Origin of the sequence: Blautia hominis, assembly GCA_002270465.1 — a bacterium.
Lineage (GTDB): Bacteria > Bacillota > Clostridia > Lachnospirales > Lachnospiraceae > Blautia > Blautia hominis.
This window is the reverse complement of sequence record NQOF01000005.1, coordinates 123,949-147,420: the sequence shown is the minus strand read 5'-3', so window position 1 is coordinate 147,420 and position 23,472 is coordinate 123,949. Positions and strand designations below refer to the sequence as shown.

Annotated in this window: 21 protein-coding genes; 17 read left to right on the top strand and 4 right to left on the bottom strand. The window is 45.2% G+C overall.

Annotated features, from left to right (window positions below; all coding sequences use genetic code 11):
* Positions 1–181 precede the first annotated feature (181 nt).
* From CI595_RS17140 to CI595_RS17080, 13 genes are all read left to right on the top strand, one after another.
* Positions 182–1,252 (top strand): ABC transporter ATP-binding protein, encoded by a 1,071-nt coding sequence (locus CI595_RS17140; RefSeq protein WP_095174858.1) that lies wholly within the window; start codon positions 182–184, stop codon positions 1,250–1,252.
* A gap of 65 nt (positions 1,253–1,317) precedes the next feature.
* Positions 1,318–2,466, top strand: coding sequence for an extracellular solute-binding protein (locus CI595_RS17135; RefSeq protein ID WP_095174857.1), 1,149 nt, complete (start codon positions 1,318–1,320; stop codon positions 2,464–2,466).
* Between the two features lie 72 nt (positions 2,467–2,538).
* Positions 2,539–3,387 carry an ABC transporter permease gene (locus CI595_RS17130; RefSeq protein WP_158661540.1) on the top strand — a complete coding sequence of 283 codons (849 nt, stop codon included), beginning with the start codon at positions 2,539–2,541 and terminating at the stop codon, positions 3,385–3,387.
* A 20-nt stretch (positions 3,388–3,407) separates the two neighbouring features.
* A complete protein-coding gene (locus CI595_RS17125; protein WP_095174855.1) occupies positions 3,408–4,193 on the top strand; it encodes an ABC transporter permease in 786 nt (261 codons plus the stop codon).
* 15 nt (positions 4,194–4,208) lie between these two features.
* Positions 4,209–4,979, top strand: a complete 771-nt coding sequence (locus CI595_RS17120; RefSeq protein WP_158661541.1) for an SDR family NAD(P)-dependent oxidoreductase — start codon at positions 4,209–4,211, stop codon at positions 4,977–4,979.
* Positions 4,980–4,988: 9 nt separating this feature from the next.
* Positions 4,989–5,759 (top strand): SDR family NAD(P)-dependent oxidoreductase, encoded by a 771-nt coding sequence (locus tag CI595_RS17115; RefSeq protein WP_095174853.1) that lies wholly within the window; start codon positions 4,989–4,991, stop codon positions 5,757–5,759.
* Positions 5,760–5,809: 50 nt separating this feature from the next.
* Positions 5,810–6,289, top strand: coding sequence for a hypothetical protein (locus CI595_RS17110; protein WP_033139839.1), 480 nt, complete (start codon positions 5,810–5,812; stop codon positions 6,287–6,289).
* Between the two features lie 3 nt (positions 6,290–6,292).
* On the top strand, positions 6,293–6,856 hold the full coding sequence (locus CI595_RS17105; RefSeq protein ID WP_095174852.1) for a cucumopine synthase-related protein: 564 nt from the start codon (positions 6,293–6,295) through the stop codon (positions 6,854–6,856).
* Between the two features lie 200 nt (positions 6,857–7,056).
* Positions 7,057–8,043: an alpha/beta hydrolase gene (locus tag CI595_RS17100; RefSeq protein ID WP_095174851.1), complete on the top strand. Its 987-nt coding sequence runs from the start codon at positions 7,057–7,059 to the stop codon at positions 8,041–8,043.
* A 165-nt stretch (positions 8,044–8,208) separates the two neighbouring features.
* Complete coding sequence (locus tag CI595_RS17095; protein ID WP_147737738.1) at positions 8,209–9,453, top strand: hypothetical protein; 1,245 nt, start codon at positions 8,209–8,211, stop codon at positions 9,451–9,453.
* A gap of 2 nt (positions 9,454–9,455) precedes the next feature.
* Positions 9,456–10,121 (top strand): DUF6320 domain-containing protein, encoded by a 666-nt coding sequence (locus CI595_RS17090; RefSeq protein ID WP_095174849.1) that lies wholly within the window; start codon positions 9,456–9,458, stop codon positions 10,119–10,121.
* A gap of 18 nt (positions 10,122–10,139) precedes the next feature.
* Positions 10,140–11,249, top strand: coding sequence for a butyrate kinase (gene buk, locus CI595_RS17085; RefSeq protein WP_243135197.1), 1,110 nt, complete (start codon positions 10,140–10,142; stop codon positions 11,247–11,249).
* A gap of 17 nt (positions 11,250–11,266) precedes the next feature.
* Positions 11,267–11,785, top strand: a complete 519-nt coding sequence (locus CI595_RS17080) for a cysteine hydrolase family protein (RefSeq protein ID WP_095174848.1) — start codon at positions 11,267–11,269, stop codon at positions 11,783–11,785.
* A 216-nt stretch (positions 11,786–12,001) separates the two neighbouring features.
* On the opposite strand, the gene CI595_RS17075 is transcribed toward CI595_RS17080, so the two are convergent.
* The 4 genes from CI595_RS17075 to CI595_RS17060 all read right to left on the bottom strand — a co-directional run bounded on the left by CI595_RS17075 (position 12,002) and on the right by CI595_RS17060 (position 17,901).
* Positions 12,002–12,901 (bottom strand): 3-isopropylmalate dehydrogenase, encoded by a 900-nt coding sequence (locus tag CI595_RS17075; protein ID WP_095174847.1) that lies wholly within the window; start codon positions 12,899–12,901, stop codon positions 12,002–12,004.
* A 522-nt stretch (positions 12,902–13,423) separates the two neighbouring features.
* Positions 13,424–14,332: an AEC family transporter gene (locus CI595_RS17070; RefSeq protein WP_095174846.1), complete on the bottom strand. Its 909-nt coding sequence runs from the start codon at positions 14,330–14,332 to the stop codon at positions 13,424–13,426.
* A 184-nt stretch (positions 14,333–14,516) separates the two neighbouring features.
* Positions 14,517–16,112, bottom strand: a complete 1,596-nt coding sequence (locus CI595_RS17065) for a response regulator transcription factor (protein ID WP_095174845.1) — start codon at positions 16,110–16,112, stop codon at positions 14,517–14,519.
* Positions 16,090–17,901 carry a cache domain-containing sensor histidine kinase gene (locus CI595_RS17060; protein ID WP_095174844.1) on the bottom strand — a complete coding sequence of 604 codons (1,812 nt, stop codon included), beginning with the start codon at positions 17,899–17,901 and terminating at the stop codon, positions 16,090–16,092. Before CI595_RS17060 ends, CI595_RS17065 begins: the two co-directional genes overlap by 23 nt.
* A gap of 237 nt (positions 17,902–18,138) precedes the next feature.
* On the opposite strand from CI595_RS17060, the gene CI595_RS17055 reads away from it, so the two are divergent.
* The 4 genes from CI595_RS17055 to CI595_RS17040 all read left to right on the top strand — a co-directional run bounded on the left by CI595_RS17055 (position 18,139) and on the right by CI595_RS17040 (position 23,462).
* Positions 18,139–19,494, top strand: coding sequence for an ABC transporter substrate-binding protein (locus CI595_RS17055; protein WP_095174843.1), 1,356 nt, complete (start codon positions 18,139–18,141; stop codon positions 19,492–19,494).
* 67 nt (positions 19,495–19,561) lie between these two features.
* Positions 19,562–20,434, top strand: a complete 873-nt coding sequence (locus CI595_RS17050) for a carbohydrate ABC transporter permease (protein ID WP_095174842.1) — start codon at positions 19,562–19,564, stop codon at positions 20,432–20,434.
* On the top strand, positions 20,431–21,273 hold the full coding sequence (locus CI595_RS17045) for a carbohydrate ABC transporter permease (RefSeq protein ID WP_095174841.1): 843 nt from the start codon (positions 20,431–20,433) through the stop codon (positions 21,271–21,273). The genes CI595_RS17050 and CI595_RS17045 overlap by 4 nt, the downstream gene beginning before the upstream one ends.
* Before the next feature lie 20 nt (positions 21,274–21,293).
* Positions 21,294–23,462, top strand: a complete 2,169-nt coding sequence (locus CI595_RS17040; protein ID WP_095174840.1) for a glycoside hydrolase family 2 protein — start codon at positions 21,294–21,296, stop codon at positions 23,460–23,462.
* The last annotated feature ends 10 nt before the right edge of the window (positions 23,463–23,472 follow it).

The following is a 23,472-nucleotide window of genomic DNA, read 5'->3' as shown; positions in this document are numbered from 1 at the left end:
GATAATAAATAAATAATTTCCCTAAAATACGAAAAAAGCATTGACAAATCTATATGGCGTGACTATAATCAAAACCATCAAAGGAAATACGAACGGATTGGTCAGAAGAAAAATAAACATCATTTATAATTTGGACTATACATAAATATATACATATATAATCCAATGAAGGAGGGATAAAATGAGCAGTCAATTGGAACTGAAAGAGCTTGTAAAAGAGTATAAAGGATTCCGGGCAGTGGACAAGATCAATATCCAGATACAAAAGGGTGATATTCTTTCCCTGCTGGGGCCAAGCGGTTGCGGAAAGACAACGACTTTACGGATGATCGCAGGCCTGTTGACCCCTACAGAGGGAGATGTATTTCTGGCTGGAGAAAAAATCACGGAAAAACCGCCGTACAAACGGGACATTGCAATGGTCTTTCAGAATTACGCCTTATTTCCCCATATGAGTGTCTACGACAATGTAGTATATGGCCTGAAGAACAGGGGGGTTAAGGACAAAAAGATTTTGAAGAAAAAAGCAGAGGAGGTACTATCCGTTGTACAGCTTGAAGGAGTGGAGGACCGGTTTCCGAGACAGTTATCCGGAGGGCAGCAGCAGAGGGTATCGTTGGCCAGGGCAATGGTTGTGGAACCTAAAATCATGCTGTTTGATGAGCCTCTTTCCAATCTGGACGCGAAACTAAGGGTTCAGACCAGAATTGAGATCCGCAGTCTCTTGAAACAATTAAATATTACAGCTATTTACGTTACTCATGACCAGGAGGAAGCGCTGACGATCTCAGACTGGATTGCAGTGATGAATAAAGGCAGGATTGAGCAGCTTGCCTCCCCCACAGAACTTTACAGTATGCCGAAAACTAAGTTTGTGGCAGATTTTATCGGTCATGCAAATCTCCTTGAAGGCGTGGTAGAAAAAATTTCAGAGGGGCATGTGGAGGTTATGCTCCATAACGGTATATCAGTCCATTGTATCTCTCCTTCCGAGATCCATGTGGGTGATAAACGATTTATTTTGGTTCGGCCCGAGAATATAAATATTCTGCCTGTCCATGCCACTGCCGGAAATTTGTTTGATGCAGTAGTGGAGGAACGGAATTTCCTGGGGTCTGCCGTCAGGTATAAAGTCAAACTTGCAAGCGGTATTACTCTCGAGTGTGAAATTCATCCGGATCAAGCATTTGCTCAGGTACAGGAAGCTGTTAAGGTTCAGTTCAATAAAGAGAAAATGGTACTGGTGGGTTGATAGGAGGCGATTAAAAACTGTAAAGACACAGTTTTTAAATAAAATTCCACAAAGGAGGTACACAAATGAAAAGAAAAATGGCAATGCTGGCTCTCAGTACAGTTGTAGCCCTGGGATGCATAGGGTGCGGCGGAAATTCCGATGGCGATGAACAAAAGCCGGCAGAGACAGAGCAAAAGGAGCAGACAGAAAACAGCGGAAAAACGGACAGCAGTGCAGACAACACGACCTCGGAAAAGCCATATGCGGGTCAGACGGTGCGAGTCACATCCTGGGGCGGCACATATGAAGAGACATTGAGGAATATTGTAAAGCCTGCGTTCGAGGAAAGAACAGGAGCCACCTTGGAAATCGTGCTTGGTTCGGCACCGCTTGCGCAGTTAAAGGCAGAAGGCGATGACCCTTCTGTAGATGTCCTGCATGTAAACTATTATGAGATGATGAACGGAAAATTACTGGGAGTGACCAAAGAGCTGGATTATGATTCTATGTCTAACGCACCGGATTTATATGATGAGGCTAAGGAAAATGAATACGGGGTGATCACCAACTGGGGTACAAGAGGATTTGCTTACCGCAATGACCTGATCGACGCTCCCACAAGCTGGAAGGATCTCTGGAATCCGGAATATGCCGGAAAGGTGATCGTGAGTGATGTAACGTTTGGAGGCGGCTATGAACTTGCAGAAATGGCGGCACATGCATTCTTTGATTCCAGCCTTACGGATAAATCCTGCTGGGATGGTGTTTTTGAGAAATTAGAAGAGCTGGCACCTAATGTGTACATGGTTTCTACCCAGCACAGCGATACAGATACCGCCCTTATTAATGGGGATGCAGTGATTGCCATTCACACCAACGGACGTACAGCCATGCTGTCAAATGACGGCCACGATGATATCTCCTATGCGGACCTGGAAGAAGGTCTTCCCGGAATGCCCACATATGTAGCAGTAGCTAAAAATACAAAGGTTCCGGAACTGGCAAATGAACTGGTCAATGAGCTGATTGGAGTGGAAGCGGAATATGCTTATGCCACGAATAATTTCTATGCGCCGTCTAACAAAAAGTGTGAGGTCCCAAAAGAATTGCAGCCATTTATGCCGTATGGCGAAGAAGCGATACAGAAACTTATATTCTTTGATCAAGAAATGATAACAGAGGAAGACAGAGCAGAATTTGTTGACCGCTGGAATAAGGTGTTTAAAAATTAAGACTCAGCCCTCCGCCCGATACCCGTCTGAATGTCAGGCGGGATGGGTGGAAACCAGAACAGGAGGGTGTTTATGAAACAAAAAGAGAAAAAATGGACCTATGTGAATAAGTGGTACATTATTCTTCCCCTGGCCTTTTTAATGGTGATCTATCTCATACCTCTGGCCAGTATGCTGTGGCTGAGTATCTGTGACAAGGAGACTGGAAGGTATACAGTTAAATATTTTACAGCTTTTTTTAAGGACAGGTATTATATAGGAGTCTTGACAAGGACACTTATTCTGAGCCTGTGGTCAGTCGTATTTTGTATTCTCATGGGATATCCGGTTGCTTATAAAATTGCCCATATGAAAGGATGGAAGCGGAGTATTGCCACAACTTTTCTGGTGCTTCCTCTTTGGGTATCCATAACCATTCGTATGTTTGGATGGATGGCAATCCTGCCAAAGAGTGGTGTGTTCAGCATCGTTCTGCAGGCACTGCATATTATCTCCGAACCCCAGAATTTTTTGGGAAGTAATGTTGGCGTGATTATGGGCCTGATCCACTGCGGTCTGCCGTATTTTGCAATGATCATGATAAGCCCTATTGAGAACGTGGACCCATGTGTGGAGGAGGCATCTTATGTATTTGGGGCAGGTTTTATAAAGACTTTTTTCAAGGTAACACTTCCTCTGACATCTCCGGGAATCGTATCGGGTGCGCTTTTGGTATTTGCATTAAATACAGCGGCTTTCATGGTTCCGGTAATGCTTGGCGGCGGAAAGGTCATGGTCATGACCAATATGATATATCAGCAGACTATGTTTATCTTTGACTGGAATTTTGCTGCAGCGCTGTCCGTAGTTCTTTTGTTTGTGTCAATGTTCATTGTTACATTGTCCAGTTTCCTTTCTAATAAAATGAGGATACAGGAATAATCTGAGGGAGAGGTGAAATTATGCGTAAATATAAAGTGGCAGGGACAATATTTAACTCCGTTGTGTATCTTTTTCTCCTTCTGCCTCTGCTCGTGGTGATCATTACATCTTTCGGAGAGGGAAACCGGGCGGTATTTCCTGCCCATGGTTTTACATTAAAATGGTATGTGGAAGCGCTGCATAATGCGGATTTTTTTGAATCTGTATTTATCAGCTTAAAGATAGCCGTGGTCAGCACACTGATCTCTGCTGTGTTAGGCACAATGGTCAGCCTCTACTTTTGGAAGACAAAGGGAAGATTAAAAGAGATATTTGAACTGATCTTCATGGCCCCTATGGTGGTGCCCACTGTAGTGTATGCGGTAGCTTTCCTTCTGGCATTTTCCTCGTGGAAGTTTGTGGTACCGTATTGGAAACTGGTGTTATCTTACTGTGCTATACAAATTCCGTATATTATCAGGAGTGTGACGGCCGCATTATACGGGCTGGATGTGAGTTTTGAGGAGGCATCCTTGGTTTTGGGAGCAAGGCCTGTGAAGACCCTGTACAAGGTTACCCTTCCATGTATAAAAAGGGGAATCATATCAGGCATTATATTTGCCTTTGTTGTTTCTTTTGATGAAGCTGTCATTATTATGTTTTTGAGAAATGCTTCCACGGTAACCTATCCGCTCAGGCTGTATACGCACATAACAGAACAATTTTCACCTATGGTATCTGCATTTTCCGCAGTGTTTATCCTGATATCATTCCTTGTTATCTATATTATTGAGCGGATATTCGGTTTGAGTAATATGTATCAGTAAGCAGGAGGGATGGAGATGAGATTTGCCCTGGAAGGCAGAAAAGTCATAGTATTTGGCGCTACAGGCAGAGTGGGGGAAACCGTCTGCGAAATATTGGCAACACAAGGAGCCGATATTGGGGTTCATTGTAACAGAGGAAGAGATAAAGCGGATATGGTGGCAGAGCGCGTAAGGACATTGGGGCGTAAAGCTGTTGTCATACAGGGAAATGCAGCGGATGAGGAAGATGTACAAAGATGTGTGCGGGAAGCCTGTGATTTTCTGGGACGAATAGACGGTGTAGTGAATCTGATACACAGAGACAAAGAATTTGAACCGTGTAAAGTATCGGATATGAGCTGGAAAGACTGGGAGCCTCATGTGGAGGCTATGAAAGCCCACTTTCATATCTGTAAGGCAGTCATCCCGTATATGAGAAAACAGCGGTATGGAAGAGTTGTATATTTATCAGGGGGGCTTTCCTGCCGTTTCTTTGAAGGGTGTGCACCGTTCTCCGCAGTGAAGGCGGGAATGAATGCATTCAGCAAAACAGCGGCTCTGGAAGAGGGCAGATATAATATAACGATAAATACAGTGGCCCCGGGAAAAATTGCTGCGCCCGGCAAAAACCTGGGCCGGGACTGGGAGGGACTGGAGAAAAAACAACTGCGGGCAAACCCTCTTGGGAGATTTGCGTCGCCGGAGGATGTGGCGTATGCCATAATGGTTTTTCTCATTCCCGAAAATGGGTATCTGACAGGGCAGACGATTTTTGCGGCAGGAGGGGAAATCATGCCTATGCCGTAGGAGGTGCGGATGGATTTTCAATTAGAAGGAAAAGTGGTGCTGGTCACCGGGGGTGCAGAGAAGGCAGGAAAATATTTTGCGCTTAGTTATGCCAGAGCTGGGGCAGACCTTGTGATAACACATTGTGGTATGCCGAAGGAAGCGGAGAAGACGGAAAAAGAGATTGAAAGGCTGGGACGCAGATGCCTGGCTGTGGAGGCGGACAACAGGAACATACCGCAGCTTAGGAGGGCTGTCAAACGAGTGGAAGAGTATTATGGGCGTCTTGACATTCTTCTGCACAATGCCAGTAATTTTAATGAGCAGCCTATAGATAAGGTGACAGAGGCTGTATGGGACAGTTCCATGGAAATTATTTTAAAGGGGGCTTTTTTCCTAAGCCAGGCGGCAGCGCCCTTAATGATGAAAAACGGCGGTGGAAAGATGCTGGCCATGATAGGTAATTCTTTTTATGAAAATTGGCCGGATTTTATTCCCCACTCCATAGCTAAAATCGGACTAGCCAAACTCATGCAGATGCTGGCAGTTACATATTCCCCGCATATACAGTGCAATGCAGTATGCCCGGCATCCTTTCTGGACTCAGCCCAAGGAAATGATATTCTATCATCCAGAGGGGAAATGGTGGATCAGGATAATCATATCATAACAATTGGCGGTATTCCTCTCCACAGGGGAAGCAAGGAAGAGGTGGCAGAATTGGTCCTTTTTCTGTCAGCCTGCAGTAAATATATAAACGGCGCGGTAATACCTGTTGATGCCGGAAAAAACTTAATCTGAATGTAGGTCTCTAAAAGATTTACATATACAAAAAAATGGAGGTAAAAACTATGAGAAAAGTATTGTTTGAGGTTCCCAGCTGCGGAATAAAGTTCACGGGAACACTTAGGGACAAGGAAGAACCTGTGATGGCTGAGAATTTCTGGGAATTCCTCGAAAAACCAGTGAAATTCTTCTCACATCCAACTTTGTCTACGGGGGATTTGACTGTATTATTTCCAAGACCCCCGATTGACCCGCCGAAATACATCGGTGACCAGACTAGCCCTCTTGTTGAGGACAGCCCTTATCTGGTATCGGGTCCGGGAAAACTGGAGGTTCAGGCGGGTGAGTTGATTTGGTGCGGATGGAATATCCTGTTCTGTTACGGACCAAGCTGTACAGAACCTCTTCGCTCAGGCGGCGCATATGTGCTTCAGGTTGACAAAGAGTGCATGGATGACCTGGAGAAAGCGCGGGAAGATCTGTGGAACCACAGCTTCTTATATCACAAACTGGGAACAATTACAATCAGCAGAATGGAGGGTTAAGGAATGGGAAAACATTGGAAAGACGTTAAGGCTTCTATAGAGGCCGAAAATGACCGTATTTGGTTTGATGAGCCGGAATACATTACCATGTCCAAAATGGGGGTTTACCCCAGTGGAGCCGGTACACAGGGACAGACACTGGGAAATCTCTTTTTCCTGACAGGTGATACCCAGGCAATGGGATGGTGGACCATTGAGCCAGCCATGTACTGTATTTTAGGAGATGACAGATTTACACTGGAACACTGTAAGCAGATGTTCGTATATCTGAATCATGAGATGGCAAATCTTATGGGCGGACAGTTTGGTGAGGGATGCCCGGCACCGTGGCTGAATCTGAAATTAATGTGGCAGTTTACACTGGACATTGAAGATTCCTATGATACCATTCAGACCAAGGAAGAATTAAAGAGCCTGTTATGGAGCTGGTTCAACTATGTAGACCGTATTAACAGATGGTTCTATACAGTATTTCCATGGGAAATCGGCAAGCTTATGCCGAGGCTGGACCCGGAATATCTGCAGAAAGCGGCAGGTTTCCAGGGATATGAAGTGGTCAAAAAATAGATTTTATCAGAATTATCCTCCCTTAGAAGTGTTAGCATGTCCTCAATGAGTAAATAATAGTATTGGGAAAGGGGCTGCTGTGTGTGGTTATACACAGCAGTCTCTTTTTTGCGGCTGATACAGGGATAACCCGCATTTCGCATTGACACCAGACCAAATATCTGCAACAATCAATATAAGAAAACAAGGAGAATCTGCTCATGAATAAAGCAATGCACCTGGTACTGAAAGCGTTGTCCGAGCCGGAGACGAAACTGGATCTTCAAAAATCCAGGCGGATCATGAATCTGAAGATTTTGGATCCCTTCAAGCCCTTTTATCGGACACTGGACACAAAGATTTACAATGAAGGCAGGGAAGTGCCTGTGCGAATTTATTTTCCTAATGAGGAGTCTTACGATACGGTGGATATTGAAGCCTTCCAGGAGAAAAATAAATCTCTTGATACAGGGAAAATGTCGGATAATATATATCCGGTCATCCTCTACATACACGGAGGCGGATTTGTGACCGAAAGTGTGGAATCCTATAACCGGGTATGCTGGAACCTGGCAAAGAATACGGCGCATGTGGTAGTATCTGTGGATTATCCATTAGCGCCTGAGCATAAATTCCCCACCCAGATAGAGGATTGTTATGCAGCAGCCAAGGCTGTGTTCCTGGACCGGACTATTTTAAATGCGGAGCCTGACCAGATTACCCTTATGGGGGACAGCGCAGGGGGGAATATTGTTGCGGCTGTCTGCCAGATGGCCAGGGACAGGAAGGAATTTATGCCCAAAAGGCAGATATTGATCTATCCCTGTGTCAATAATGATTATAGTGAGGAAAACGCCTATCCTTCTGTTCTGGAAAACGGCAGGGATTATCTTCTGACCAGGCAGAATATGGCAGACTATCTGGACTTTTACCAGAGTTGTGAGGAGGACAGGCAGAATCCTTATTTTGCGCCTCTGCTGGCAGAAGATTTTTCCGGCCTGCCCAGGGCCCTGGTGATCACAGGGGAACTGGACCCTCTTAGGGATGAGGGGGAGGATTACGCGGAGAAAATGAAAGCGGCGGGCGTGGACGTGACAGCGCACCGGATCGCAGACGGTATACATGGTTTTTTCCTTTTGGAGCCTGTATATCCGGCTGTTCGGGAAACTTATGACTACGTCAATAGATTTTTAAAGATATCTGTTTGAGATTAAAGTGTGTCTGAAATTCATTCGGGCAATCTGCATACCCGGCTTTAGGGTGGATTTGGTCCCATAAAATGCAAAGTACCGATTGCCATAAATGTGTTTCATGCACATTCCGGAAAGTGAAGTGAGAGAATGGCCCATTTCAGCAGAAAAAAATGGAGGACTTTGGAGAATACAGCAAAGATTTTTCCTGCCACCAGCGGGAAGAAGGATGAGCGTGTCTTTCGGCTTTCCTGTCAGCTTACAGAGGAGGTAGATCCTGAAAAGCTGCAGAAGGCCCTTGATCTGTGTATGGAGGATTACAGCCTTTTCCTCTGCGTCCTGCGCTGTGGTATATTTTGGAATTATCTGGAGGAGTCAGAACTGAGGCCTGTGGTCAGGGAGGAGTACCGCCCGCCCTGCAGTCAGATTTATGTGAGAGACCAGAAAAACCTTCTTTTTGAGGTTACTTATTATAAAAAGCGTATCAGTTTTGAGACGTATCACGCTCTCACAGACGGTACCGGGGCGCTTCAGTTTTTGAAAAGCCTTATATATTACTATCTGATGGAAGCCTACCCCCATTGTGTAAAAGGCCCGGTTTCCCAGGTGCAGGCGGATGCCACGGATGAGGAAATGGCAGAGGACAGCTTTGATAAATATTATTCTAACAAGGAAGCTGCTGAGGATATACCGAAATACAAATCCCATCAGCTTAAATATCACCGCCTGGAATGCGGGCAGATGAGACTGGTGGAAGGCATTGTGCCCACAGATGCTCTGATAAGCACAGCACGCAGTTTTCAGACAACAGCAACGGTATATCTCACGGCTGTACTTCTCTGCGCCATTGCAAGGGATATGAGTCCGAGACAGAAAAAGCGGCCTGTGGCCCTGATGATCCCAGTAAATCTGAGGAGTTATTTTCCCTCCTCATCCGTCAGAAATTTTTTCGGGTGGATCGATATTGGATATAATTTTTCAAAACAGAGCGAAAAGCTGGAGGATGTCATTGCTTTTACTGCAGAGTTCTTCAAAAAGGAGCTGACACCCAAGCGGATCGCCGCACGTATGAATGGATTTATGCGGATGGAGAAAAATCCATTTATGCGCATTCTGCCTCTCCCGCTCAAACTGTGGGGGATGCAGGCAGGAGCCGCTTTTTCCACTTCTGCGGACACGGCTGTCTTTTCCAATATTGGGAGAATCCAAATGCCCGTAGAGTGTGAACCTTATATTGACTGGTTTGATTTTTACACCAGTACGCCTAAGATGGAGCTCTGTATGTGCTCCTGGAAAAATAAACTGACGGTCAGCTTTACTTCCGGGTATGCAAATACAAGGATTGAACGGAATTTTTTCCGTATGCTGACTGAGCAGGGGATTCCGGTGGAGATCATAGCCCTTGGCGGGGAAAAAGGAGGGGATTGAGGATGCAGTATTGTAAACGGTGCAAAATCACAGTCAGAAATCCCCGCAGAAAATGTCCCCTCTGCCAGGGGAATCTGGAGGGGACTTTGGAGGAGGAGAACCAGATGTTTCCTGACCTGAGAAGGGAAAGCTCCCGCATGGCCATGGGATTCCGTATATTTTCCTTTGTATGTATTGCAGCCTGTGTCGCTGCGGTTTCCGTAAACTGGATCTTAGGATTCCATAGCTTCTGGTCCGGATATGTATTGGCAGGTGTGGGATGTATGTGGATCCTATCCGCGGTCGCAATTGTAAAACGGAGGAATCTGTTTAAAAATGCGGTTTGGGAGGCAGTGCTTCTGTGGGCGGTTTTTTTATTCTGGGATTATATTACGGGATGGAGAGGATGGTCTGTGGATTTTGGGATTCCCATTGTGCTGCTGGCTGTCTATGTGATCTTGTGGGTAATTGTGTTCGTTACCAGGGCACCGGTGCCGCATTATATGATTTACATGGTCATGGTGTCTGTGGGAAGTCTTGTTCCCCTGGTCCTTCTGCTGTGCGGTGCCGTCAGTGTCAGAATGCCGTCAGTGCTCTGCGTGGCAGGGGCAGTGCTGATGATTTCTGCCTTGGCTATTTTTAAGGGGAGAGCCCTGGGTGAGGAGCTGAGGAAAAAGACACATTTATAATGGAAGGGAGACGTAAGGATGAAGGCAGTGAGCAATTACCGTGAGACCATGGGATACGATATTCTCGCAGTAAATCCGGGCTCTACGTCCACGAAGATAGCAGTATTCAGGGACAGGGAAGAACGATTCCGGGAAGAGATTGAGCATGATGCCATTTTTCTGGACAGTCATCAGGAGATAAAGGAACAGTTTCCGATCAGAAGGGATATGGTTCTGACCTGCCTGAAGAAGCATTCATATAGGGTGGAGCAATTGTGTGCAGTTGTGGGAAGAGGCGGGCTTTTGCCGCCTGTAAAGGCCGGGGGCTATACGGTGAATCAGGCGATGAAGGACAGGATCCTGAAGGGGCCGATCAGCCCTCATGCTTCCAATATGGGGGCGCTGATCGCAGATGCCGTTGCCGCGCCTCTTGGCATACCTGCCTATATTTATGATGCGGTGTCGTCTGACGAGTTTATGGAGATCTCACGTATTACCGGGATACCGGAGGTGGTGCGGCAGAGCTTCTGCCATGTACTGAACAGCAAAGCAATGGCCCGGAAAGCAGCGGAGGAAGCAGGAAAGTCTTACGGGGAAATGAATTTTCTGGTGGCGCATATGGGCGGAGGGATCTCGTTTTCCGCCCACAGGCACGGGAGGATAGTGGATGCCTTAAGTGATGACGGCGGAGCCTTTTCTCCCCAGCGTTCAGGGAGTGTGCCGATCATTTATATTGTGGATATGTGTTACAGCGGGAAGTATACAAAGGCTGAGCTTATGCGGAAAATCCGGGGGGACGGAGGTCTGAAGGCGTATTTGGGAACTTATGACTGTCGGGAGATTGAGGAAATGATACGCCGGGGAAACCAAAAGGCAGAGCTGTTGTACGAAGCGCAGGCCTATCAGGTGGCAAAGGGGATCGGACAGCTTGCACCGGCCCTGAAAGGAAATGTGGATGCCATAATTCTCACCGGCGGCATGGCTCATTCTAAAATGCTGACAGACTGGATCACGGATTATATTAAGTTTTTGGGACCTGTCAGGATCATGCCCGGGGAGATGGAACTGGAAGCATTGGCCTATGGCGCGCTGCGGATCCTGCAGGGACGGGAAAAGGCCAATATCTATCAGGACGAGCTGTATCAATAAAAATGGAGGATAAAACAATGAAGCAGTTATTAGTAGTAGTTGACATGCAGGTTGATTTCGTGACAGGTGCTCTTGGTTCCAATGAGGCCAAAGCCATTGTGGAAAATGTGGTTAATAAGGTCCGGGAAGCCAAAGCAGTGGGGAAAACAGTTGTGTTTACCCTTGATACCCATGAGGCTGATTATATGGAGACCCAGGAGGGCAGGAACCTGCCAGTGGCCCATTGCATCAGAGGGAGTGAGGGGTGGGAACTGGTACCTGAACTGAGAGAACTGGCAGATGGCTGCAGGTTGGTGGAAAAGCCTACATTTGGAAGTACAATGCTGGCTCATCTGGCGGGGAAAGACGGATATGAGGAGATAGAGCTTGTAGGATTGTGCACAGATATCTGTGTTATTTCCAATGCTATGATATTAAAGGCAGCACTTCCGGAGGCAGCGATCTCTGTGGATGCATCCTGCTGTGCGGGCGTTACGGAGGAGAGCCATAGAAATGCGCTGGAGGCTATGAGGGCTTGCCAGATACAGATAAAATAGTTTGGACAGGGGGAAATTCTCCCGAAATGAGCAGGCCAGTCAGTCCTGCCGAACATATACTTAAATATCATTTTATACAAGCAAAGGGCAAAGCCCGGAACATGGCTTTGCCCTTTAGCAGCTAACAGCATATCTTATGTTGGTTTTTAATATAGATATTAACCCTGAAGCAGTATTGACTTGCAACATATTTTGTTTATTGGTTATTGTCAGGAACTATTGGATCTTTTGTTCAAAGTCTTGAAGCGTCTCAGATCTTGCCGCATATTTAAGCCATTGGTTCAAAATATCTATATTCTTCTGTCCCATAATTTTTGCCTTCAGGTCTTCAGATACTTGGCCCAAATCGCTCAGCAGCTCTAAAATGCCTTCTGCCTTTCCCTGCGCCCTGCCTTGTATCATTCCTTCCGCCTTCTTTGCTTCCAATTCATCCTTCATTAACTCTTCCAATGCTTCACACATAGACTTCGCCTCCTGGAATTTTTCCTTATTTGCATGGACAATAAGATTCATAACTGATTGATACAAGCCATTCCCTTTATGCTTTTCGTACTGCTCGAGCAGGCGTTTTGCCGTCTCTGTTTCTTTCAGTTCATCCGTCAGGCTTTTCAGCCACAGATTCTCATCTTCAGACAGTTTTTGTGTCAAAATTAGCTGGATGGGGATTTTATCTCCTATAATATAATAAATGCCATCCTCCTCATTGCGGATTTCATAGCCCCTCTCCTCCTTTAAGTGCCGTAGGAGGCGGCGCGGATACCTATGGCATACAAAGGTTATGGTAATATCCTGGATTCCGATGCTGTCAGCTTTTGCTGTATCAGCCTTATAAAAACAAGTATAACCATAAACTTTATAGAAGTCATCCACGCTCAGATAATCCGTGGGGCTCTTATATTCTACAATGTTATGTGTTCTGAAGATCCGTCCTATAAGTATAGGCACTTCCTTTTCCTTTTTTACGATCAGCACATCAATTTCCTTGGGCTTTGTCCCCAATTGGTGTTCATTTTCAAAAAGCAGAAGATCTGCCTCTGATTCCAGCTCAATTTGTATCCCCGCATAAAAGGCAGGGTGCCACTGCAAGGCATGGGGTTTCTGTTTCTGTTCTTCCATAGAATACCTCCTCGTTATTCGGTAATAGAAAACAGGCTGCGTGAGCTTTCTATTATCATAAATGAAATTACGGCAGGAGGTTTCCGGCCTTTCCGAAAACTCCTGCTAAAATGTGATGGTAAGCATGAATTTTCCGAAAGGACAGGCCAAACATACACTGACCTGCTATTATGAAATGATTTAAGATATTTTGAATCTCAAGACGGATTCAAAACCAGAAAATTACCCAGAAAATATGCTTTTTTTCATTCTAGCACACCAATTTCCAAACCGCAACAGATTTTCAGATCCATATCTAAGATCCGGGTCTGAAATCGTTACTGTACACAGGCCACTGTACCGGGAGGCGTTTTCATGCCGGAAGCATGAAAATCCCGACGCAGCCAGCGCGATATGGGGCAGAATGCTCCATATCTGTGCATCGCGAAGCGTGTTACTGGACACGGAGTGTACAGTAACCTGAAATCCGGTGCGGTTCCGTTGAGGGGCTAAATGGCCGCCGCCATGGCGGATGGAGATTTGTTATAGGATAATTAAAAGCAGTGTCATACATATAATGCTTATGATTATGCTGATGGAATTAATTTCACTGGAAAGCCCCACATCCCCTCCGCATTTCTCTGTAAAAATAGGGTCAAAGGATGCCAGGGGTGAGAAGAGCAGGATGACCAGTGTTTTTCTCAGTGTTCTGTCAAAAGGGAGTAGGAACCAGGCAGCCAGGGAAAAGGCCATGGCTGCCAGATAACGGACACTGAGGATGCGGGTAATGGCTGAGAAATGCCTGCGGTTTAAGGTTAGTTCCATGCCGATCCCAAGCATTGCCATTGCCAGAAATGCATTTGCATCTGCTCCGATTTCTGTAAAGGTCAGGATGCCCTTGGGAAGCCTGAGATGCAGAAGGCTTAAAAGGGTCATAAGCAGATAGGTCAAGGTGGGAATGGATGAAAATGTCTTTTTTAACAGGGAGCCGATGGTTGGCCGGTTATGTGGGTCCTGCACACTTGAAGCCAGCGCGTAGGTTCCGCCGGTGCAGAGCAGGGCATTGCCGATGTCAAACATAGATGCCGCGATCACACCGGAAGGTCCCACAAAACTGTGCAGATAAGGAATGGCAAAGGTACCGATGTTAAATCCGGAATGGTTTATCATCTGAAACGCTTTTTCGTCCGGGCTTTTCTTTCTTGCCATAAAATATCCGATCCCAATCAAAAACAGGGTTCCGCAGAAACCAATGGGAACCAAAAAGAATAGGGATACGTCAAAATCCATCCGGCTGAAATTGATGATGATAGCACAGGGCAGTGTGATCTTCACCACCAAGGCGGATACCACACGAAAATCCTCCTTTTTCAGGATATGTATTTTTTTCAATGTAAAGGCCAGGGCAACCATGCATATAAGCGAAGCGGCCCTGGTTAAGATCTCTGTCATGTTCTGCAGTCCTGTAACCGTTCAGAGTCCTTACAGCAGCCGTATCGTAATACATTCATCTGCCATAACAGCGGACATGGAACCGTTACATAGTCCTTTCTTTTTTCAATACTACTTAAATTAGCACAAAAGGAAGGTTTTGGCAATAAGCATCTGATTTATGCAGCTAAATTCCGCAGACACGTCAGGTGGAGCGCAGTGCCAAAAAGTTTTTAGGCGAGATACCGTAAAATTTTTTAAAACACTTGCTAAAATACCCGGCATCTGTAAAACCACACAGAGCTGCTGTGTTCTGGATGGAAGGTGACTGCTGAAGAAGAAACTCTTTGGCCTTGTGCATCCTGCAAGTGTTGATATAACTGCTCAGTGTAGTATGACTTTCCTGGCTGAAAAGTGTACTGAGATATTGAGGGCTGACAAAGAAATAGGAGGCAATAGATTCCAGTCTCAATTCAGGGTCCATATAGTGCTGTTCAATATAAAGCTGGATATCTGCAATCAGGGAGGTTTTGCCGGAGACTGTATTTTTCCCAAGGTATTCCAGTACAGAGGCATATGTATCTGTAAGCAGTTTTTTGAGCTGTTCTATGTTTTCACAGTTCCTGTATGAGTCCAGGGCATTCTGCAATCCTGTGAATTCTAAATCCGAACAGCCGCACTCCGTAATAAAGTCATCCAGCGTTGTGATAAAAAGGGCTGCGGTCAGATGGATTTTGCGGATATGGCAGTTGGATTCCTGCATTTTGTCAAAGGTGGCACAAATATATTGGACCATCTGTTCTTCCTGCTTCCTGCGCAATAACAGCAGGATTTCCTGACAGATATCAGAGGTGATATCAATTTCAGGGGACAGGGATTCAGGGCTGTAATACTTAAATACCGTCAGGTTTTTGTAGCTGCTGGTGTGCTGGACGGAAAGGGCCTCCTCGTAAGAAGCCTTGATTCCCTGTGCACCGTGTTTTGGAGTTCCGCTGAAAATACTTACAGGAATATGTACGGTTTCTTTCAGTAGTTTTATCAGATGCTCACAGAGGGTTTCCAGATGTGAGACCTCGCAGATACTGTCCTTTAGTCCAAGGATAATATATTGGTGGGAAAGGGAATAATCCACGTAGAGCAGATTTTCATATGTTTGATGAAGGACTTCTGTACAAATGTTTTCCATAATGGAATGACAGAGGGAAAGGTCAGTTTCCCAGTTCCACACAGCGGTATTGGTATTGTTCAGCTTTAATGACAGGACCATGAACCAGTCGGTACTTTCCAGTTCGGCCTGTTTTTTTAACACAGCAAATTCCTCCGGCGGACAGGCACCGGAAATGGCTTTGCCAAAGAAATTTAGTGCCATATGCTTTTGGTAAAGGCTCCGTGTCTGATAATAATCAGATATCACACCCTGCCTGCGGCGTTCTCCGTCAATTTCCAGGCTCAGTTTATCAAGACAGTCAAGCAGTTCCCGGTTGTCGACCGGTTTTAACAGGTATTCCTTTACCCCCAGGGTAATTGCCTGTTTTGCATAGGCAAAGTCATTGTAACCTGTGGAGAGGATAAATTTTGTCCGGCAGTCTGAGACAAGGGAACGGATCATTTCCAGGCCGTCCATAACCGGCATGGAGATATCCACAAGTGCAATGTCCGGTTTTAACTCCCGTATCATTTCAGCACCGGATGCCCCGTTATTGGCCTCGCCGATGATTTCATAGTTCTCTTGTTTCTTTATGAGGCTGCAGATAGATTTACGAAAAAACAGCTCATCATCAATGATCATCAGGGTTTTCATTTTTTATTCCTCCTTTGGGCAGTGTGACAGTGACTGCTGTAAATTTTTTTTCCTGGCTGGATATGGTTAGACCGTAATTTTTTCCGTATAACAGTGTGATTCTGTGGTGAATACTGGGGAGGCCAAAGGATTTACCGTCTACATTGCCGGAATTAACGGATGTACGGAGTTCTTCCAGTTTATCAGACGGAATGCCGGTACCGTTGTCGGTTATGATTATGGATACAGTTGAGTCATCCTCCGTGAGGCTTACGTTTATGTGGCATTTTTCAGTGGACAGTGCATGTACAAATATATTTTCCACGATGGGCTGAAGCGTAAGCTTTGGTATGTCGATCTGTTCCGTTGGAAAAGTGGCTGTCAGGTTAAATTCATAATCAACATACTCCATATACCGGAGGCTCTGTATGTAAAGGTACTGCTCTGTCAGCTCCAGTTCCTGCTTTAAAGGAATGATGAACCGGCCTTTGGATAGGGAGTTCCGGTAGAACACAGACATGGCGGCAACCGCTTTTACTGCCGTATCATTCATTTCCAGTTCGATCAAGGACTTGATGGTGCTTAAAGTATTGTATAGAAAATGGGGATTTATCTGTGACTGCAGCAGGCGGATTTCCATTTCCTGTTTTGCACTCTGTTCCTCATAGACATGATCAATCAATGTCTGTATACGCTGCATCATCAGATTGAATTGTTTATACAGAACAGCAAGTTCATCGTTGGAGTGGTAACTGGCTGATATGTCCAGGTTACCCATGGAAGCGGTCTCCATTTTTGAGGCCAGCCGCTGGATAGGCGCGGTTACGGTTCTTGTGCAGAGCATGGAGAAGAACAGGGAGAGGATAAACAGCAGCACACATATGAGAACAATAGTCTGCAATACCGTTTTGTGTTCCATTGTAAGATTCTGCAGCGGTATCAGATTCACCACATACCAGTCCAATCCAGGATATTCCTTTCTTATAAGCAGTGTCTCTGTTCCGTGTATATAGGCTGTTGCTATATTTGTATCCTCTAATTTCTGCATTTCTTGCATACTAATTCCCGTATAGGAGACAAAAGACTCGTAAATCCCATCTGATGTTGAAGAAGATAAGATTGTATTGTTGGAATTTGTTATGTAAAAGTTCCGCAGGTCGCTGTCTGGCAGATCACGGAAGGCGGAGGATATACTTGATTCTTTGATCAAAAGGACAACTGTGCCCAGATATTTTGTGGTATCAATATCCGTTACTGGTTTCAGAGCAGCAAAGGTCGGCGTGCCGTCAATGGTATATGGACCTAAAAAGTGAAAGGAAGGGTCAGTCTTTAATACCTGCAGAAATTCCGGGGAAAGGAAGGGAGTCAGTTCTTCCGTTATCTCCGTACTGCTGTGATACCATTTGTTTTCTGTGTCAAGGATATCCCAATTGGAGATATTCTTATGTAAACCTATAATCCGCTGAGCCTGTTTGGTGAGATCAGAATTTACAAAAAAACGTGATAAAGCGTTTTCAGGTACAGTTGGATTTTCCTTTAGGGTTTCACCGATATCACTGTTAATAGATAAAGTAATGGCATAGTCGGATATATGGCCTATTTTTTCACTCAGATTGTTGGTGATGATCGCAAGCTGCTGCTGACTGGACAGAGTGGCGTGTTCTACCAGTGCATTTTTAGCAGTGTTATAAAATGCGATTGCTGTAATGACTAATATAAAACCGCTCAGAAAAAGGTAGGTGATCAGCAGTCTGTGTTTAATAGGAAAAGTTGAAAAAACGTGGAATACAGAGTGTTTTATCCTGTTCATAGGGAACTCCTTTGTTGAATGTTTGCTTCATAGTAGTATATCTGAAAATCATTATACAATAACCGCATTATCCTCACAAGCAATCTGAGAACTACAGGAAAATATTCCAAGTGTACTTAAAATATTCCATATATTTTGTCGAAAAAGTTTCTTATAATAAATCTACAAACAAAAAACAGAAAAAACCGAATCTCAGGACGTCATGATGAAACGGAAAATTTGAAGGAGGAAAAAAGGATGAAACTGAAGAAACTGACAGCTGTAGGTTTAGCTGCAGTCATGTGTGTTATGGCAGCCGGATGTGGAAGTAATGGGGAAACAAATGACAAGAAGCAAGAAAACACACAGAAAACGCAGGAGAAAGAATCCGGTGATTCTACGGAACAGGAGGAACTGGTGATAAATTATGTCAGTGCAAGAGGCGAGACAGATGCGGCTCTTAAGACGCTGAAGAAGATTGCGGAGATGTATAAGGAGGATCATCCCGGGTTTGAATTTAATGTAGAATCCATAGCAGATAGGGCAACATATCTGCAGAAAATAAAAATCCTGGCATCAAGCAATGAATTGCCTGACTGGTTTGACGCAGACCCTGAAGCATTTTTTGAAGGTATCTGTAAAAAGGGAATCATATATAGTGTAGATGACTTATATGATGAGCTGGGATTAAAGGATAAGTTCTTTGACATAGCACTGGATTATCCGAAACTGAGTGACGGCAGCAATTACCTGATGACATGGCAGGGAAATGTGGAGTATTTCTGGTACCACACAGAGATGTTCGAGGATGCCGGGATTACGGAGACGCCTAAGACCCTGACAGAACTGCTTGACGCATGCGAAAAACTGAAAGCAGCCGGATATACCCCCATTTCAGCTGGCAACTATGACATGATTATGCGCTATCCTGCATTCAAAGCATTCCGTATGGCAGGAAATGAATTTATTGACAATGCTAGAATGGGAAAAGAAAAGTTTGATTCCGAAGTTGGTATTGCTACTGCAGAATATACACAGCAGATCACACAGTATTTCAGCGAGGGGTGGACAAATTCTGACGCCACGGCACAAATGGATTTATTCCTGAATAAGGGTGCTGCTATGTTATATACAGGAACGTGGGATACTCCGGACCTTGTGAACGAGAATAAAGAATTAAAAGATGATATTTCCACATTTAGGCTACCTGTGGATAGTGATAGGGATGTGACAACAGAAAATGATTATTATGCGAACTGTGGTATCGGAACTGCGGTATTGAAAGATTCTATGACTCCGGCTATGAAGGAATTTATAAAATTTGTATGGGAAAATTTTGCTGATATGGCAATGTATGAATTTGATATGCTGCCATCAATGATGCCCAGTGACCCGGATAAACTTCCAGAACTGACACAACAGATTCTGAAGGATTTGGAAAACTGTGGTACCTTTGCTCAGTGCTGGGATGTGCGCCTGGATCCATCTACAAACGAAGTATACAGAAAGGAACTGGCCAATCTGGGGATGGGGGAATCTACGCCGGAAGAATTTTGTCAAAGAATGGATGAAGCAGTAGCGCAGTATGCACCGGATTATTTTGATGTGGAATAAAGAGGGCAGGCCCGGAAACCTGCAGGGGAGACCGGGCCCTGATCATTCAAGAAGGAGAGGAGTATAGATGAAACCCAGAAATAAGATACAGCCTGCACTTTTTGTACTTCCGGCTTTTCTCGTATATTTTCTTACGGTGATCATTCCTATTCTGTGGTCCGTGGGTTATAGTTTTTTTTCCTGGAATGGCATTAAAGATATGGAATTTGTAGGTCTTGCCAATTATGTAAGGATGTTTTCTGATGGGACATTTAAATCGGCTGTTGTAAATAATTTGAAATTTGTGTTATTGGGAAGTTCGTTTCAGCTTCTGGCAGGTCTATTCCTGGCTATTCTGTTATCCCATATCATAAAAGGGTCTAATGTGCTGCGTGTGATTTATTTTATACCCTGTATCATATCGTCCATGGCAATCTGTCAGATATTTTCTAAGATGCTTTCTGCGCAGCCTCAGGGCCTTGTCTGCTATCTGATGGAAAAAATGGGGATGGAGCCTATTGCCCTTCTGGCTAATTCAAAGACAGCTCTTGTCACCATAACACTGATAGATGGATATAAATACTGTGGTTTGTATATGATCATATTTTATTCTGCCTTTGTATCTATTTCTAAGGATGTGCTGGAGGCATCGATCATGGATGGATGCAGTCTCTTACAGCAATACAGATATATCAAACTGCCTCTGATCAAGAACATTTTCAGTATTGTAGTGGTGATGCTGATCAATGGATGTCTGAAGACTTTTGATGTCTTCTATATACTGGACAATAAATCCAAATCTACGGAGATGGTGGCTACCTATATGTACAAAACAGCATTTAATTCTGCTGACTTTGGATATGGCAGTACTCTTGCGGTATTTCTTGTGGTGGAATGCCTGACAGCAGTATTCATAATCCAGAGACTGCTAGGGACTGCGAAGGGGGAGGGATCAGAATGACACATGCAGGGAAAAGCAAGGCTGTAAGAGGCATTTTTTATCTTATAGTGTTTATAATTGTGATGATACAGATATACCCAATTTTCTGGGTGATCTGTTCCAGTCTGAAGACGCCTGATGAGATGACGTACACGGCACAGTATGCCCTCCCTTCAAGCTTTTATCTGGGGAATTTTATCAGTGCATTGACCATATCTGCAATCCCCAGATACTTTTTAAACAGCACGATCGTTGCTGTCCTGACCCTCCTGGGCATTGTGATCCTGGGCTGTCCGGTAGCCTTTGTGATCAGTAAAGTAAGGATAAAACATGCAGATGCACTGATGGGATTCTTCCTTTTCGGAATGATGATCCCCATATTTGCCTGCCTGATCCCCATGTTCCAAATCTACAATGCACTTGGACTGAGGAATACATACTGGGCTTTGGTGCTGCCGCAGGTGGGATTTGGGCTCCCTATGTGTATTTATCTCTACACAGGGTTTTTCAAATTTCTGCCGGATTCCCTGCTGGAAGCAGCGGTGATCGACGGTGCGGGGATGGGCACAGTTTTCTGGAAGATCGTAGTACCCATGGCGAAGAATACCACCATGACGGTGCTTACTTATAATTTTGTTTTTGTGTGGAACGAATTTACCTATGCCAATACGTTTATCTCCTCCTCGGAGATGAAGACGCTTCCCATCGGCTTGAATGACTTCGTGGGACAGTTTGGCCGGGTGGACTGGGGCAGTACATTTGCAGCCATTGTTATTTCCATTCTTCCCACACTGGTGGTTTACTTTATACTGAACAAAAATATTATCGAGGGTATGGCTGCAGGTGCAGTGAAGAGCTGATAAGAAGGAGGATGTAGGATATGGAGACAGTAAAAAATCTGGAGGACGGCTGGTATATTCTTCAGGATGTACATGATACGGGAGAAGAACTGGGCCTGTATACGGACAGAGGTGATTTTACGGAAATGGGTCCGCAGATATCAGAATGGGAAAGATTAAGCGAGTTAAAACATCTGCAGCTTTTGTTCGCCGATCAGCCTTATTTTGGGAGAGAACTCAGATATTTTAACCAGGCACCCTGGTGGTACCGTCATAAATTTGACTTGCCGGAGGGAAAGCAGCAGAGGGTCCGGCTGCAGTTTAGCAATGTGGATTATTACTGCAAAGTGTGGGTGAACGGGCTTCCTGCAGGAGAACATGAAGGGTATTCGGCCCCGTTTTCCTTTGATATAACAGACCTTGTCAGACCGGGAGCAAAGAACCTTCTCATAGTAAAAGTGAGTTCCCCCTGGGATGAGGAGGTGGAGAAGGGGAAAGAAGATTCCAGGACTATTCTTGTAAAGCGCAGAATGGTGAAGGGAACCTATGAGCATTCCGATACATTCATACAGCGTGACGTGAACCCTGTGGGGATTTACGGCAGGGTGGAACTTATTATAACCCAACAGGAATCCATGGAGGCACGTCCGGAGATTTCTTATGAGCTTTCTGAAGGTATGGACAGCGCAGTGGTAAAGGCTAAGGTGGTACTTGGAGGACTTGTACCCGGTGGGGAATACAGGATGGTGCTGAAGATAAAGGATGAGAGGACCGGTATCCATAAGGCTGAGGCGGCTTTGGATTTTACTGCAGAGGGCGGTCAGGAGGAGAGGGTATGTTCTGTCAAGATGGAGGACTTTCTCCTTTGGAATACCTGGGATCACGGCCAGCCGTGCATGTATACCGCAGAAGTCCTGTTAGAGCGGGACGGCGGCAGGGTATGCGGAAAAGAGACGGTCTTTGCTTTCAGGAAAACAGAGATCATGCGGACAGGGGAGATGACACGTTTCCGTCTGAACGGCAGGGATTTCTTTGTACGGGGAACCTCTTATTTCCCGGACTGCTATATTTCTGCCATGACGGAAGAACGATATTACCGGGACTTGCTCAATATCAAGGCAGCCGGCTTTAACCTTGTGAGGGTTCATGTTCATGTGGAGCAGGACATATTTTATGATTTATGTGATAAGATGGGCATGGCGGTCATTCAGGATTCAGAGTATAACTGGACGCACCCCTCCACCGATGCGTGGGCAGAGAAATTCATCGGTATCTATAAGGAAAATGTCAGGATGCTGATGCGTCATCCATCCATTATCTGCTGGATCGGTATGAATGAACCGGGCTGCGTGGACCCGGATGGGGATACCAGAAGACGGTTCATGGAGGAGAATCCGGGGCCCAGGCTCTACCGTGAACTGCAGGAAATGGATGCTGACCGTCCGATCATCAAAGGCTCTTTCTGCAATGAGGATATATTTAGCGGGGACAGCCACAATTATCTGGGATCTCTTAGCGGCGGCCAGTACAGGGAGATTTACGGGACAACGGAGAAGCTCAATACAGAATACGGATTTGATGCACCTGCCTGTGCGGAGAGTCTGAAGAAGGTTCCGGTTGTCTACGGACGTCTTGCGGGGATTGAGAAGGAGATCCCTGCCATCCAGGATTACCAGTACAAACTGCTGAAATACTATACAGAGCACTACAGAATTCAAAAATATGCACCATGTTCCGGGTATGTCCAGTTCATGTTCATTGATTTGTGTCCGCAGAGCTTTTACGGTCTGTATGACTGGTGGGGGATTCCGAAGAAGGGACTTCAGGCCATGCTGGAGAGTAACAGTCCTGTGGGGATCTTTGCAAAGTACAGAGATTCTCTGGATGGTATCTATGCTGTGAATGACACGGATAAAAAATACGAAGACTGTGAAGTCTCTTGGGTGATAACAGAGTCAAAAGGCGGGGATATGGTGGAACAGGGCGCCAAAAAAATCCATATGGAGCCGGATTCAGTAAAAGAGGCTGTCCATTTTAAGGATGGTTATGGAGAAGGACAGAGATGGGATCTGTATGTTAGTATTACCGGCAAAGATGGAAGCTGTATTGCGCAAAACTCTTACAGAGATATCTTTGCACTTTCATCCAGGGTCAAAGGCCATCCGGAGCGCATGAGCCACGAGACAGGAATGAGGATCTATTGGGCGTAATAAAAAAGAT

Coding starts and splice junctions, on each gene's coding strand:
- CI595_RS17055 (WP_095174843.1), top strand. CDS start 18,139: ATGAAACTGAAGAAACTGACAGCTGTAGGTTTAGCTGCAGTCATGTGT.
- CI595_RS17065 (WP_095174845.1), bottom strand. CDS start 16,112: ATGAAAACCCTGATGATCATTGATGATGAGCTGTTTTTTCGTAAATCT.
- CI595_RS17045 (WP_095174841.1), top strand. CDS start 20,431: ATGACACATGCAGGGAAAAGCAAGGCTGTAAGAGGCATTTTTTATCTT.
- CI595_RS17120 (WP_158661541.1), top strand. CDS start 4,209: ATGAGATTTGCCCTGGAAGGCAGAAAAGTCATAGTATTTGGCGCTACA.
- CI595_RS17090 (WP_095174849.1), top strand. CDS start 9,456: ATGCAGTATTGTAAACGGTGCAAAATCACAGTCAGAAATCCCCGCAGA.
- CI595_RS17105 (WP_095174852.1), top strand. CDS start 6,293: ATGGGAAAACATTGGAAAGACGTTAAGGCTTCTATAGAGGCCGAAAAT.
- CI595_RS17080 (WP_095174848.1), top strand. CDS start 11,267: ATGAAGCAGTTATTAGTAGTAGTTGACATGCAGGTTGATTTCGTGACA.
- CI595_RS17110 (WP_033139839.1), top strand. CDS start 5,810: ATGAGAAAAGTATTGTTTGAGGTTCCCAGCTGCGGAATAAAGTTCACG.
- CI595_RS17140 (WP_095174858.1), top strand. CDS start 182: ATGAGCAGTCAATTGGAACTGAAAGAGCTTGTAAAAGAGTATAAAGGA.
- CI595_RS17040 (WP_095174840.1), top strand. CDS start 21,294: ATGGAGACAGTAAAAAATCTGGAGGACGGCTGGTATATTCTTCAGGAT.
- CI595_RS17115 (WP_095174853.1), top strand. CDS start 4,989: ATGGATTTTCAATTAGAAGGAAAAGTGGTGCTGGTCACCGGGGGTGCA.
- CI595_RS17125 (WP_095174855.1), top strand. CDS start 3,408: ATGCGTAAATATAAAGTGGCAGGGACAATATTTAACTCCGTTGTGTAT.
- CI595_RS17130 (WP_158661540.1), top strand. CDS start 2,539: ATGAAACAAAAAGAGAAAAAATGGACCTATGTGAATAAGTGGTACATT.
- CI595_RS17075 (WP_095174847.1), bottom strand. CDS start 12,901: ATGGAAGAACAGAAACAGAAACCCCATGCCTTGCAGTGGCACCCTGCC.
- CI595_RS17060 (WP_095174844.1), bottom strand. CDS start 17,901: ATGAACAGGATAAAACACTCTGTATTCCACGTTTTTTCAACTTTTCCT.
- CI595_RS17070 (WP_095174846.1), bottom strand. CDS start 14,332: ATGACAGAGATCTTAACCAGGGCCGCTTCGCTTATATGCATGGTTGCC.
- CI595_RS17135 (WP_095174857.1), top strand. CDS start 1,318: ATGAAAAGAAAAATGGCAATGCTGGCTCTCAGTACAGTTGTAGCCCTG.
- buk (WP_243135197.1), top strand. CDS start 10,140: ATGAAGGCAGTGAGCAATTACCGTGAGACCATGGGATACGATATTCTC.
- CI595_RS17100 (WP_095174851.1), top strand. CDS start 7,057: ATGAATAAAGCAATGCACCTGGTACTGAAAGCGTTGTCCGAGCCGGAG.
- CI595_RS17050 (WP_095174842.1), top strand. CDS start 19,562: ATGAAACCCAGAAATAAGATACAGCCTGCACTTTTTGTACTTCCGGCT.